This window comes from Pseudoalteromonas aurantia 208 (assembly GCF_014858725.1).
Taxonomy (GTDB): Bacteria; Pseudomonadota; Gammaproteobacteria; order Enterobacterales; family Alteromonadaceae; genus Pseudoalteromonas; species Pseudoalteromonas aurantia.
Genome location: NZ_AQGV01000015.1, coordinates 82,315 through 96,258, shown reverse-complemented (window position 1 = coordinate 96,258; position 13,944 = coordinate 82,315). Strand labels below are relative to the sequence as shown.

Here is a 13,944-nt window from a genome sequence, read left to right as displayed (position 1 = left end):
GGCAATAAGTAAGTTAATTGAGTTCTTAAAGTTCAGTGGTACTTAACACCTCATCATAAGCACAAAAATGTCCGATACCGTCTAGTATTGGACATTTAATACGTAAATCATTCGCTTAATAAAAATCAAAATACCAGTATATTATAATAATTAATTAACACCCTATAATTTACGTTATGTTAAATTACTATATTTACGTAATATTGTTACAAGGGGTCGTTCATTTCTAGATTTAATGATGAAGTGACATTTTAGAATTGATTGCTCTGAAGCCCCTATTAACTAAGGACTTCACATATCCTAGACTTAAAATCACCACAAATCAAATTACGTTTGTTTTTAGACAAAACCCGCTCATTTTGACTCATTCCACGATCATTCCTGCTCATTGTACGTTCAGAATTAGATCACAATCGTTCACTTTAAAACGTGCTTAATATGGGTTTAAATAACGTTTAAAGCTTCTCTACGGCAACTACACGATTAAAAACACTCACTGCTTAAGTTATGTACAGCAACTAAAGAAAAGCTGGAACTTGCTTTAAACCAAGTCCCTGTTAAATGTCAGTTAACCGCTAACAAACACTCCGCATATTCTTCCTCTGCACAAAGCCCTTTACACAACTCATCAACATCAAAAATACAAGATACGTCGGGCTGATATTACCGCTGCTTTTACTATCAGATACTAAAGTGGTTGAGTCGTTAACAACCACTGTGACTGATGCCACTGTAGAATTTGATATTGAATCAGACACTGAATAGCCAAAGGTAATAGATGCAGGTGAATTAACGTTCGGTGTAAGTGAAACTTCACCCGTATTGGCGTCTAATTTAAACCCCGCTATTTGCTCTACTGAATCTACATGGTAGGTGATAATATCGCCATCAGGATCACTACCCTTAAGCTTTATGGTAATTGGCTTATTGCGCTCTGCAACATGTGATAAAGCTGCGGCTTGTGGGGCCGTGTTTGTTAGCGTAATATCTATGTTTTTTACAGTGGAATTAGCTCTACCATCATTGCCTCGGTATTGAATACTTTCAACGGTTTTATAACTCATTGGTGCATAACGTAAAGTATTGGTATTTTCATTAGCCCATGATAACTGCCCTACTTGAGGGCTATTGATGAATGTGTAAATGATTTTATCACCATCTTCATCAGTTAGTGGTAACGAGAATTCAATGGGGTTACGCCAATGAGTTAATAATGCAATATCACTAAGTTGCGGAGGTTTATTGTATACATCAATATTTACGATACCTCGTGCGGCCTCCCATTCCCCTTTTAAAATACTATAACTTAGGGTTTCTCGACCGAGAATATCAGGAGTGTACTCAAACGTGCTTGACTCACCTTCAATTGTCGAAAGTTCACCCAACCGCGAAGACGATGTCCATACATACCGCTTATTTTGCTCCGTATTTGGCAATTCAACTACTAACGATTTATTTGCGTGCACCCGTAAGTTAATATCTGCAATTGCTGCAATGTCTATTTTGTTACTCGCAACTTCAAATATAGATGGCTTTGATCCTGACGTTACAACCAATTTTTTGTCGTCGATAATACGACTATTAACAAATGCGGTGTTGGCGATCCCCTCTATTTCCCAATCAATTTTTTTGTTTAACGTATCAAATTGACCAAATCGATTTTTACAAGAATATATCAGTTTATTAAGCCCACTTTTTTCTAACCCAACTGCCGTATCATTGTCACAAAAACGCGCGATAACTATCGGATCTATTGATACATTTATTACCTTTAATTCACCAGCGTTAGTTAAAGCGTAAACTCCCGTTTCTTCGAAATATGCAGCTGTGGATAAATCAACATAAGCACCGTTACCTAACTCGATGAAGTCTTCTCCATATTCGTAATACAACGTAGACTCTTTAAATTGAATATACATTCCGTGTTTTAGGTGGTTGTCTATTGCTCTCTCATAAGCGAATTTTTTAAGCGGGTTGTTCACATCTACAGGCAGCGATTTAGTGATTAGGACTTCTTTGCTGTCATTGTCGTAAAGACGACTGATCTGTAATCTATATTCATTAAGTTCAACGTTGAAGAACTCGATATCCTCTTGTTTGCCGTCAAGATCAATATCAACCCTGTGATCAAACCTTTTATTTAACTCATATGTACCAGAACCAAAGTCTTGCTTAGTTAAGGTTTGCCCTTGTGATAATTCTATTACTGTTTTTTGTTCTATATCGCGTAAGCCACCCGACATCGCACTTTCGACAGAGTACTTGCCGTAGCATGTTAACCCTACTTGTGTCGCTGTGTATTTGATGACTGAATTAAGGTAAGAATTTTGACATCGATTATCATGTATCGGCATTTGTATCTTAATCAGATCTTCAGCATCAATACTTTTATGTACAAAGTTATCTTCAAACTCAGTGCGACCAACTAAATCTAGCGTACCATCAAAATTTACATCACCGTAATGAATAACGATATGTTGAATATAATATGCTTGATTAGAGCGACTAAATTCACGGCACAAAGGCGTCGATGATGATAACTGTACCGGATTAATACAATATGATGGGCTATATTGGTGCCTCAGGGGCCCTGTTTTAGATTCTGTCCACGTTGCTACGAATGCGTTATCTCCAGCAACCACAGGTGAAATAAAACGCTTACCGCTGTAACTTTTTAGTTTTGACTCACTTTTAACTTCAATTATGTCGAACTTTCTGATTGTTTCCAACTCTACAACTCTTTGCTCAGTTACAACAACTTCGTCTAAGTCGTCATTATTTAGATCTTGAGCATGTACAAATTGCATATCAGTGAACAAACCAGGACTTACATTAAAAACTCGCGTAATTTTATCATTCTCTTCTTCGTATATATCACCATTTGCAAAAAGCAGCTGTGTTGAATTCGCTTTGGTAAAGCTACCAGAGATCATATGACCACCTATATCACCATGACTTACTATCGTTATACTCGGTAATATAGAAACCTCGTACAGCGTATTTAGCGAGCTGATGAATAGTTTTGAGCCATACCAAGTAGTTAATGAAAGCAGCGGTTCCTGCGATATCAGTTCTGAAAATAAAAGTTGCTTGGTTATTACGTCGATGATTAATAGCTGACCAGAATTCGTTACAACCGCAACAAGTGAGTTACTTGTTTCTGGGTGTTGTAATACGACATGGCTAACAACACTGCCATTTAATAGAATGCGCTCAGCTACTTGATATTCATTGCCATTTTCTTTTAAAAAAGAAACAAAATCAAAGCCATCATTCGAGTCTATTATAGTGATCTCATTAATAGAGTCTGAGTAATGTTCTGTATGTATGAAATCTTTCACGATACCAATCCCTGACAATTTAAAAATTGGCACTGGATCACCCGAGTTTGCATAAGTATTTTGAATAAAAGTTTGCAGTATAAAGACCATTACTGCCATTAACTTGAAATAAACTAATTTCGCCTGCATCGTAGCATTCCTTTAAGTCAGAGTATTAATTAGGAACATACTATGATACGACTATACACTCAACAAAACCTTTTACAGGGTCTCCTTATTAAGTATTAATTAACTTGAATAGTTTAACATTACTTTCAAGCACTACGACATATCAATTTGACTGCTCCATAGACTCCGCTCTTTCATCTTTGCACTCATACGATCCCATTTCAAATTCACGGCAGATCCAGGGGCGATTCTCATAAATAGTACACATAAACGTTTCTCGGTCGAGTGCCGAACACCAACCATCCGCTAAGCGCTTCATAGTTTCTGCGCCCCATTTATCAATACTTAGATGCTGCGCAGGTACGCCTGTGTCGCTAATAACCATCACTTCTAATCGACAACAGCATGCTTTACATGTTGCGCAAGTAAGTTCAGGTTCTGGAATATTCTTAACCGATATAGACATAACTATCTACGTTGACTGCGAGGCAGGCATTGTACGTCAATTTCAAGGTTAAATATATTCTGATGAGCGCATTTATGTAGTGAAAAGGTTATATGTCGAACGCTCTATTATAAAGTTTGAACTTCCAATGTGTTAGTCACGGGTCCTTAACATCATTGGGTGATCTTCATTAAGCTGCAGTAAATCCCATAAATTACCATATAAGTCTTCAAAAACCGCAACAGTGCCATAATCCTGCTGTGCCGGAGGCCGAATAAATCGAATACCAATTGATACCATGTGTTCATAGTCTCGCCAAAAATCATCCGTACTCAAAAACAGAAATACCCTACCACCAGCTTGGTCGCCAATAAATGCTTTCTGCCTCGGTTTAGATGCTTTAGCCAATAGTAGTGCTGTACCTGTTGAGTTTGGTGGCGCAACAACGACCCAGCGCTTATTTTGTTCCGCTTGATATGTGTCTTCGATTAGATCAAACTTCAGCTTGTTAACATAAAACTCAATTGCTTCATCGTAATCATCCACGACGAGTGCTATGTGCATAATATTTTGTTTCAAGATTCACCCTATTTAACTCGTTCATTACTCTCATGGTTTTCTTACTTGCGTGGGTGTTCACCCATACATCGAGCCTAATATACATTGTTTTTAATAATAGCTTACCCATTTTTCGACAAAAGCCTTCCCTGAATCTAAATTAGCTAGAGCCGTCTTTGGCATTCTGACATATACCAAAACGCATTAAAAAAGCCGCTACCTTCTACGAGCGGCTTATAATTTGTCTTTGTGAACTTAACGCAAATAGCTATACAGTAACCCTTAAAAACAACGGATTGTAGTTATCTATAGCAGTCACTAATAAAAGCTATCAGGGTCGGTGTAGCCAATGCCCTCGGAGGATAGGCTATTTATCACTCAAGCAAGTACTGTTTGGCAACGCCGATGATTTCCTCCAAACCCCCCACTCATCAGCGCTATACGCCTTGCTAGGTGACATCCCACCTACAACATACCAAGCGTTTGTATATTCAAAACAGTCAATACCATCGATTACAATATTACCGGGGTCGTTGTAGAGCTTACTTGCATCCCAATAGCCATCTTTAACCGGTGGTGGAGGAGTATGCGGACCACTCTCAAACGTACATGCCCCCGAATCATTGATAGCAAATGTTATTTGAGCGCTCAGAGAAACGTAAGCTTCGTCTGTTGATGCCTTTAGTGCTTGTAGTGCGGTGTTTGCCTGAGCAGTACAATCAGCTACACCATCGCTGGTTTTTAATTGCGTGAAAGCGCCATTAATATCAACAGCAACTCTGTTTTTTGCTAACACGAACTCATTTACATCGGCTTGCCCTGCTTCATTGCTGGTCACTACCAAACTAGTACCTGAATACTCGTTATATAAATAAAACTGTTTTTTGCCAAGTTCATCGTATGGGCCTCCCTCACCAAGCTCATAAATGGGCAAGTTTACAATTATTTGTTCTAGCACTTTACCAAAGTCAGTACGATATGAAATAACCCCATTGCTACTGAGTGTATCAAAGCTCTGCTGAGCCGCAGCCTTTGCTTTCGCGGTTATAGCAGCAGAATAAAACCCATATGCTTCTAGAACATCCAAGTAGTTACTCACATCAGACCAACTTAAGTCGGTATCATAACTTGTGGCAGAGTGCTTAGCCGCAAGTGTTAGGGTATTTGTCACATCTGGAATTTGTCTAATATAACGTGCGCCAAAGTCATTTTGCTTTTGAAAGCATATCCAATCATCTTCAAGGTCCTCTGCAATACCGACACAATGGTCAAATATCTCTTGAGTGCGCAGCACTTGGTCTTTTGCGGCATAAGGACCACGATTGTACATAAAAGACATTAGCATAGATAAAGCATCAGCATCTTTTGACTGTTGAATGAACAAGTGCATAGAGTCTTGCGACGAGTCTGAACCCTGATTCCATGGTAATGAGCCACTTACAATCGCTAACGCTGAGCCATTATAAAAACCACTGCTTATGGAAGAGCCAAGTATATTGCGTGCAGGTCCAGTGTGTGAACTTAGTACCGTTTGTGGTTCTAAGTCTTTATAAGGTAATGGAAAGCCACCGCCCACTACACCCTGTAATTCTGCCCATGCACTACCAGGATATTCAATTTGTAGTACACCATCGTCCTCATCCACCCCAGCAGGTAAATCTTTGCCTAAGGAACTTTCTTGCAAACCTTTTGATACAAAGTAATTGGGGTTCATCTGTCTGTCAAAATAGTCTCCGAAACGCTCACCCGTTGCAAACGGCTTTGTTAAATCGAATGTACCACTTGCTCCCTTTCTTAAGCCATATTGCATTTGTACTCGACTTGACGCACTCGCGTGGGCAAAAGCCAATGCCCACAATTTGTGCTCTATCATTGTTGCTGAAGAAGGTTTACCTTTTATTGATAAGTTAATTATTGTGCCAAACTCTCCCTTCCAATCAATGCTATAAAATTGACCAGGCTTATTACACCCCTCACGATCAATATCGTAACCTCCGTCGGGCGTCTCAATGATCTCGCAGTGGTAATTAACCGTCACTTTATCTGCTAATGATATTGTATAATCTACTGCATTCGCTTGTTGTGGTAGCAATTGTTGATACTGCTCATTACTTATTGTTTTTACCGCAAATGCGTTTGTACATAGGCCCAGCAAGATACAGGCACTTAAGTGCTTTTTATTAAAAATATCCATTTTTTTCCTCTACATATTGTTTTAAATAAAACTCAGCCCACCAAGACAGCGCTGTCATTAGCAAACTGCAAACATACAAACACCTCTTTTGAAAAAAGACCATTTGCATACAATATACTTTAGTGTAGTTTTCGGAACTAACAAATATATTTTTAACTAATTTGCAAAAATGCAGTAAAGGCATACTTAATGTTACGGCCGTTTATTTTTATCTACATAATAAAGCTAATACTCTAGTTTAAAGAAACACTGAGAAGACTCTAAATTTGTAAGCTGATGGCCTTCAATAGATTAGTGACTTGTGCGAAGCAAAGAATTAAAGCAGTTTTATTAATGCACCAACACTAAGTTGTTTAACAATAGAGTTAAAGCTCAATTTAAAATTATGAATATTAATATCAATAAGTTAGCTTTATTGGGTACTAGCTTTTCTTGTTATCATCCAATACTTTAGCTAGTGTTAAGCTGTTCAAATTCAGTATTGGTACTCTATGCATAAATGCGTCCCTTTTAATAAGTATTTTTACTTCATCGGTTTTGTGTGTTTTATTTTTTATGCCGCTTTTCATATTCTTAGAGGCAACCCAATCATTGCCTCTATTTCAATTATTAATGTGATCGCGATTACCTTTATTCTTGTTAAGTATAAAAATAACCAGTTGCAACATATACACAATGACATATTCATCGCGCTACTCTCCTTATCTGTGATTGCGGCATGTTATGAACTGGGCAGCCGTGGCATCATTTATATATTCCCTGTGGTGGCGGGATATATTTATTACTACAAAGCAAAAGCTGCCATCATCGTCAGTACAGCACTGTGTACATTTGCGTTAATTGCTTCTTTAAAACATCTCGATTACGAAACTGCAATAAGAACACTGGTGCCCATTATGATTACCGTGGTGATCAGTTTTTTATATGCAAAGAAAGTCGAATATCATCAAACGCAACTTAGACACATTGCCAAAAGTGATCATTTAACGGGGTTATACAACCGCCGAAAGCTCATATCCTGGCTAAAAGAAAAAGAGGCGCGCATCAGTCGCAACAACCATTTGCTATTTTTATGCCTTGGCGTTGACAACTTTAAACATATTAACGATCAATATGGCCACTCTTTTGGCGATTATTTATTACAAGAGATTGCCAGTAAAATTGAAGAGCAGCTCAACCCTCTCAGAACAGGTGATAAAGATATAGTCTTGTCTCGCGTTGCTGGAGACGAATTTATCGTCGGCATTTATGGAGTTATACCTTACACACTTATAAAATCAATTAGTCCTAAATTGTTAAACTGCGTAAATAATATTGATTGTATACAGGGGGTTTCGCTGAGCGTAGATGCTTGTGTTGGCCTAACAACTCGTTCGAGCGCATTTTCATATGAGCAGGTTATTAAAGAAGTACATATCGCCATGTATGACGCAAAGAAAGCATCAAAGAATCAAACCCGCTTTTACTCTTCTAAGCTTGCAAAAGCAGTTCAAGAAAAGCTTCACGTTGTTGAGCTATTAAAAAATGCGATGCTAAAAGACGAGTTTTACTTAGTATTCATGCCGGTTTATGGACCAACAGGCAGTAATATTACAGGGGCGGAAGCGCTGATCCGAACGCATAACGATGCACTTTCAAGTTACACGCCCGACATTTACATTCCCATTGCGGAAGAGCATGGGCTAATTCATCAGTTGGATGAAATGGTGATTAGAAAAGCTTTCAAAACACTAAAACAAAGTGCGTTGAATCATACCGACACATTTTCGTTAGCCGTTAACATTTCGTCTCAACAACTAAAAAATAAACACTTTGCAACCATGGCTCACAAAATGGCGCTTGAGGAAGGTGTTGATCCACGACAAATTGAGTTTGAGTTAACCGAAACGGCACTCGTTGATTTTGATCAAACGTCAATCGATATTATTAAGCAAACCAAAGCGTATGGGTTTAGTGTCGCGCTCGATGATTTCGGTACCGGTTATACCGCTTTCAGTCAACTGCGCAACTTTCCTGTAGATACATTAAAAATAGACCGTTCATTTACCTCAAACATAGATAACTCAGGTATTGATCAAGGTAAGATGGTCGATGTAATTTTATCACTCGCTCATTTATACAATTTGAATGTCGTCGCTGAGGGGGTTGAAAACAGTCAGCAACTCGACTATCTAAAGCATCGACAGTGCGATTCATATCAAGGTTATTACTTATCTAAACCCATAAGTTGGTCCACCATGATTGCGCTAATCGAAGAGAAGCGCCAATGACCTTATCTTCTCAAAACGTTTGGTGTTAGTGCTGATATGAATACAAAATTACAATTCGGTATTGACCAATTATTTAAACAGCAACCTGTTTTGATGAATCGTTACCCGCGCTACGCCGCTGCAGTTGTTTTTATAACGGCGTTACTGCTGTGTTATTTCCCAATTAAATATGCGCTTAACGCACAATGGATGTTAGCCATATCTGTCGTTATCATCATTTCAGTGCTATTGATCACCGGTGTACGACTGCTAAAAAAACCATTAAATGTGTTTAATAGTGTGCTCATAGGTGTGGTAGAAGGAATGATGCTAATGTACTTAGCATCAAGTTCCCCTCTGGCCGCTGCAATCTGGTTACCGGCATTTTTAGTCGCTCTTTTCTTGTTGTTTCCTTTCAAAGTAGCATGTGGTTTTGCATTTTTTTATTGGCTTACCCTGTCAACATCATTTATATCGCAACTAGACTTCGAAATTGCATTACGCAGTACGTTATCATCGTGCATTGTGATGATGCTCACCGCAGTTATCGTCAAAATATACAATGATGCAATTGGCACTGCTGAAGGGCTCGCAACAACCGATGTATTAACCGGAGCACTAAATAGACGCACGATGCTCAATGTGTTGCATAAAGAGCACGAGCGAGTCGCGAGGTATGGGCAAACATGCTGTCTTGTGATGATTGATCTAGATAATTTCAAAATGCTTAATGATACTTATGGCCACTCCTCGGGAGATGAGTTGCTTATACGGTTTGTAAAATTAATGCATGAGTCGATACGCAAGAATGATACGTTGTTTAGACTAGGTGGCGATGAATTTATGCTTGTACTGCCCTGTCTACAAATAGCAGATGCTTATGCCTTTGTATCCAGATTACAAAAAATAGTACCACAGGTCGTTAACTACAAAACTGTAGAGCTAGGAATGAGTTTTGGTGTATGCGAAATGAGTGAAAGCGATACAATCAATGAGTTAATTCACAACGCCGATATTGCCCTTTATCAAAATAAATTGTCTCGTAAAGCAAACACTCAACTATAATTACGAGTGCATCAATGTTAACTAACCACAAAATAAGCCACACTAAACAGTAAAAAAATAAGTGATATAAGTAACATAACTAAACATAGAGGTTATTGACTGATGGCCCTAAGAGCATTCTTTATTATCGCCTTTTTACTCACTATGTTTGTCAATGCAAGTCAAAGTGATATCGATTCTCTACTCGATGAGGCAGAAGACTATTTGGTGGTTAAGCCATCTCGCACACTCACATTACTCAATCAGGTTAATAATTTAGCGTCATACACTGATAACACACAAATTCGTTGGCATCTATTGAAACTACGCGCATCTGTTTCCACTAACCGTTTGGTAGAGATGGACAGTTCGATAGAACAATTACAAGGCTACCAACATTCGGCTTATTTTAAAGACAACTTAGTCACTATTTTTAGTGCCATTGGTATTTGGTTTAGAAGATCTGGTTTTCCCCAATATGCGAATGCAAGTTTGAGTTGTGCTTTGAAATACGCTAAGAACTCTAAACAACGTTTAGCGCTAATTAATAGTAAAGCGCTAGTTGCTCGGCATTTAAAAAAATATAGCCGTGCCGAATCACTTTATGCGCAAGCTACTTCGATTGCTACTAAACACAACAATAAAGCCAAACTCGCAACAATTGCCAATAATTTGGGGGTAATCGCATTAGACAAAAAAGAGTATGAGCGAGCTGAGCAGTACTTTAGACGTGCATTAAAGGGGCACCAAAATAATGACAATCGCGCTGGTAATGTTACTGCTGGACTTAATTTGTTATTTTTGTTTACTCTACAAAATCAAGTGGTCAACTATCAACGTTTATATGAACCAATTGCCGCGTTAACAAATGCTTTTCCCAATAAAGCAAAACAAGCTTTACTATTTTGGATACGTACAATGCATCACGCCAAAGGCCAACCTGTAACAGATAACCGGCTTAAAGTACGCCTCGCGAATGAATTTTCAATGTTAGAAAGTCGCAGAATAAAACAATTAGTTAAGTTCTATTTCGCAGAGAAATTAGCTGTTGAGGTCAGCCTAACACCAACTCTAAAACCACGTAAAATCAATCTCAGCTTAATTACTAATATGTCACATTGTGACTGGAAAAGCGCATTACAAAACGATAAGTAAATTTAGGCTTGCATGCTACTTTTTTAATTGCTCATACATTGCCCAGAAAATTCATCGGGCAATTAGCTCTGACAATACAATATTGTTGTTATTGTCTCGGCTACCACGGATGATCTCATCATTATTAAACGTCACACCAGACTTAAGTAACCGGTCATACAATACAACATTTACGGTTGCAGCCAAATTCATACAGCCTTGTGTTGGCACGTAAATCACATCTTGGCACATCTTCAATGACTCTTTTGCTAAGGAGCCATCTTCTGGTCCGAACATATAAAAAGCACTTTTAGGGTGAGTGTACTCCGTTAATGGTTTTGCACCTTCAATAAGCTCAATTGCGACAGGGGTTGCTCCTAGCGGGATCATCGACTCCAATGTATCTGCACCAATTAATGGAATATTCTGATAAACCTTTTTAGTATCAGTGGCAAATTTACGCGCATTATCAAAACGTTTACCGGTATAAAATACAGAGTTTACACCATAACAACCTGCCGCTCTCATTACCGCGCCAACATTACTCGGACTTTTTGGGTTGGTTAACCCTATACATGCAAACCCATTATCGAACATAAACGCCTCTATATACTTCGGTTTCATATTAAATTTAGCCGTGAACTTAACGCAAGAGGTCCTCCCACATCAAAGTATGCGCAAATTTACACTAATTTCCCCAACAAATCGATAATTATAGGTTTATCAATAAGGTCCTTGTCTATGCTATGATCTTCGTATCAGAGATATACGATGTACATATAGCAATGAACTTAGACCTGTTTTGGCAAACCATTACCATTGATGTTGAAATTGAAGATAAAAATAGCCACCTCAAATCACTATTAGAGAGTCTCTCAAATGACGATATTGAAGCATTTGATACCCACTATAATACGCAACTTAGACGGTTATGGCATTGGGATATTTGGGGCGCAGCATTCGTAACCTGTGGGTGCAATACAGAATATGACTTTTTAGACTTTTGCAATTGGCTACTCACACAAGGTAAGGAAACGGTAGATAATATAATATCGGATCCAGACGCGCTTATTAGCGTTGAAAATATCCCGCTAAAAGACGGACTCCCTTATCCCTATTGTGATGAGTTAGATTTAGTCTCAGGGTTATTATACGAGGAAAGAAACGGCAATGAGTTACCGTACCACAATGTCGTTAATTTTGCGCCTCAGGGAAAAAAGTTCAAAAGTAAACCTAAACTACTGAAACAAGTCTACCCACAATTATTTAATAAATATTGGACAAAGGGTAAATGAATTACGGAAAGAGCTTTCGTTACTAGCTGTATCTGTTGACATAAAGGAGAAGAATGTCCTCTCCTTTACAACACCATGACGATTACCCTGTAATAATGCGCAACATTCGACGTAAAGGTTCAGCAGCACCCCATAATAATTGGTCACCGACAGTAAATGCACTAATATACTTAGGGCCCATCGTCAATTTACGAATACGCCCAATAGGGACACTTAAAGTGCCCGTTACATTTACTGGGGTAAGTTCCTCTGCACTGACATCTCTTTCGTTAGGGATAACTTTGACCCATTCATTGTGGCCTTCGAGGATTTCTTCAATTCGCTCTACGCTGATATCATCTCGCAACTTTATTGTTAATGCTTGTGAATGACACCGCATTGCACCAATACGTATACATAAACCATCAATCGGTATTGGAGAACAGCTTGAGCCAAGTATTTTATTTGCTTCAACTTGTGCTTTCCATTCTTCTTTTGATTGTCCACTAGGCATAGGCACATCAATCCAAGGGATCAAACTTCCTGCCAATGGCACCCCGAACTGATCTTTAGGTAAATCATCTGACTTAATTTTATTGGCAACCAGCTTATCAATTTCTAAAATAGCAGATGAAGGATTAGACAAGTGCTGTACAACTGAACCATGTATTTCACCCATTTGAGTGATCAGCTCTTTCATATTTCGAGCCCCCGCACCAGATGCAGCTTGATACGTCATTGGGCTTACCCACTCAATTAAATCCTGTTCAAATAAGCCACCTAAAGCAATAAGCATCAGTGAGACGGTACAATTACCACCAACAAACGTTTTAACGCCTTGTTCTAGCCCTTGCTCTATGACATCTTTGTTGACTGGGTCTAAAACAATAATGCTGTCGTTATCCATGCGCAGAGCGGATGCTGCATCAATCCAATACCCTTGCCACCCCGTTTCACGCAATGTTGGATACACAGATTTAGTGTAATCGCCTCCTTGACAAGAAATAATAATATCCATCTTAGATAAAGCACTAACATCGGTTGCATCTAGCAATGGTTTAGCTTCACCTGCAAAATTCGGCCCCAACTCTCCAGATTGAGATGTGGTAAAGAAATGCGCATTGATCTTGCTGAAGTCGCCCTCAGTTTGCATTCTATCCATCAATACAGAGCCAACCATGCCACGCCAACCAACGAGTCCTACTTTATTCATATTTATTTTACCTTTATATAAGTTATTTAGAGTCATTGCGTGAGTCTAGACGTCTAAAAGTACCAAATAACTTAACCGACTACTAGCGTTTCTTTAATGAGTAAAAGTTATTACATATTCTGTAAATGAACAGCCAATGATTTACCAACTTTTACTCAGTTCATGCTTTCTAACGCAACAAAGAAAAATTAGGTTAATAATTGAAATTTATACTAATAAAATTGGAACAGACAATAAACAAAAGGAGGGAAATAAAAAACCCCGCAAAGCGGGGTTTGGATACAACATGTAAAGGTTGTCCCAATCAAGCGCCAGTAGCGCTAAAAAAGAACTCGGTTCTGACAACCTGGTATTAGTTATTATTATATCCGGGTCGATTTGTTC

General features: G+C 38.6%; 10 protein-coding genes. 4 read left to right on the top strand and 6 right to left on the bottom strand.

All coding sequences use genetic code 11. From position 1 onward, the window contains the following. Positions 1 to 575 precede the first annotated feature (575 nt). From PAUR_RS18975 to PAUR_RS18960, 4 genes are all read right to left on the bottom strand, one after another. Entirely contained in the window at positions 576 to 3,470 is a 2,895-nt protein-coding gene (locus PAUR_RS18975) for an Ig-like domain-containing protein (protein WP_192509301.1), read from the bottom strand. Positions 3,471 to 3,612: 142 nt separating this feature from the next. After that, on the bottom strand, positions 3,613 to 3,915 hold the full coding sequence (locus PAUR_RS18970) for a YkgJ family cysteine cluster protein (protein WP_192509300.1): 303 nt from the start codon (positions 3,913 to 3,915) through the stop codon (positions 3,613 to 3,615). Between the two features lie 132 nt (positions 3,916 to 4,047). After that, on the bottom strand, positions 4,048 to 4,473 hold the full coding sequence (locus PAUR_RS18965) for a VOC family protein (protein ID WP_192509299.1): 426 nt from the start codon (positions 4,471 to 4,473) through the stop codon (positions 4,048 to 4,050). A 346-nt stretch (positions 4,474 to 4,819) separates the two neighbouring features. After that, positions 4,820 to 6,646: a hypothetical protein gene (locus PAUR_RS18960; RefSeq protein ID WP_192509298.1), complete on the bottom strand. Its 1,827-nt coding sequence runs from the start codon at positions 6,644 to 6,646 to the stop codon at positions 4,820 to 4,822. A 491-nt stretch (positions 6,647 to 7,137) separates the two neighbouring features. On the opposite strand from PAUR_RS18960, the gene PAUR_RS18955 reads away from it, so the two are divergent. The 3 genes from PAUR_RS18955 (at position 7,138) to PAUR_RS18945 (ending at position 11,094) form a co-directional block, all read left to right on the top strand. Then, complete coding sequence (locus PAUR_RS18955) at positions 7,138 to 8,916, top strand: putative bifunctional diguanylate cyclase/phosphodiesterase (RefSeq protein ID WP_192509297.1); 1,779 nt, start codon at positions 7,138 to 7,140, stop codon at positions 8,914 to 8,916. Positions 8,917 to 8,952: 36 nt separating this feature from the next. Further along, a complete protein-coding gene (locus PAUR_RS18950; protein ID WP_192509296.1) occupies positions 8,953 to 9,960 on the top strand; it encodes a GGDEF domain-containing protein in 1,008 nt (335 codons plus the stop codon). A gap of 102 nt (positions 9,961 to 10,062) precedes the next feature. Next, positions 10,063 to 11,094 (top strand): tetratricopeptide repeat protein, encoded by a 1,032-nt coding sequence (locus PAUR_RS18945; protein WP_192509295.1) that lies wholly within the window; start codon positions 10,063 to 10,065, stop codon positions 11,092 to 11,094. A gap of 51 nt (positions 11,095 to 11,145) precedes the next feature. Here the strand turns inward: PAUR_RS18945 and PAUR_RS18940 are convergent, their stop codons facing one another. Next, entirely contained in the window at positions 11,146 to 11,697 is a 552-nt protein-coding gene (locus tag PAUR_RS18940) for an RNA methyltransferase (protein WP_225738517.1), read from the bottom strand. 122 nt (positions 11,698 to 11,819) lie between these two features. On the opposite strand from PAUR_RS18940, the gene PAUR_RS18935 reads away from it, so the two are divergent. Next, positions 11,820 to 12,368 (top strand): DUF4240 domain-containing protein, encoded by a 549-nt coding sequence (locus tag PAUR_RS18935; protein WP_225738516.1) that lies wholly within the window; start codon positions 11,820 to 11,822, stop codon positions 12,366 to 12,368. 82 nt (positions 12,369 to 12,450) lie between these two features. Here the strand turns inward: PAUR_RS18935 and asd are convergent, their stop codons facing one another. Beyond that, positions 12,451 to 13,560 (bottom strand): aspartate-semialdehyde dehydrogenase, encoded by a 1,110-nt coding sequence (gene asd / locus PAUR_RS18930; protein ID WP_192509294.1) that lies wholly within the window; start codon positions 13,558 to 13,560, stop codon positions 12,451 to 12,453. Positions 13,561 to 13,944: the final 384 nt, after the last annotated feature.

Bases quoted from the DNA above. Each gene is read 5' to 3' on its own strand.
- PAUR_RS18975 (WP_192509301.1), bottom strand. From the start codon at position 3,470: ATGCAGGCGAAATTAGTTTATTTCAAGTTAATGGCAGTAATGGTCTTT.
- PAUR_RS18945 (WP_192509295.1), top strand. From the start codon at position 10,063: ATGGCCCTAAGAGCATTCTTTATTATCGCCTTTTTACTCACTATGTTT.
- PAUR_RS18940 (WP_225738517.1), bottom strand. From the start codon at position 11,697: ATGAAACCGAAGTATATAGAGGCGTTTATGTTCGATAATGGGTTTGCA.
- PAUR_RS18955 (WP_192509297.1), top strand. From the start codon at position 7,138: ATGCATAAATGCGTCCCTTTTAATAAGTATTTTTACTTCATCGGTTTT.
- PAUR_RS18960 (WP_192509298.1), bottom strand. From the start codon at position 6,646: ATGGATATTTTTAATAAAAAGCACTTAAGTGCCTGTATCTTGCTGGGC.
- PAUR_RS18935 (WP_225738516.1), top strand. From the start codon at position 11,820: ATGATCTTCGTATCAGAGATATACGATGTACATATAGCAATGAACTTA.
- PAUR_RS18950 (WP_192509296.1), top strand. From the start codon at position 8,953: ATGAATACAAAATTACAATTCGGTATTGACCAATTATTTAAACAGCAA.
- PAUR_RS18970 (WP_192509300.1), bottom strand. From the start codon at position 3,915: ATGTCTATATCGGTTAAGAATATTCCAGAACCTGAACTTACTTGCGCA.
- asd (WP_192509294.1), bottom strand. From the start codon at position 13,560: ATGAATAAAGTAGGACTCGTTGGTTGGCGTGGCATGGTTGGCTCTGTA.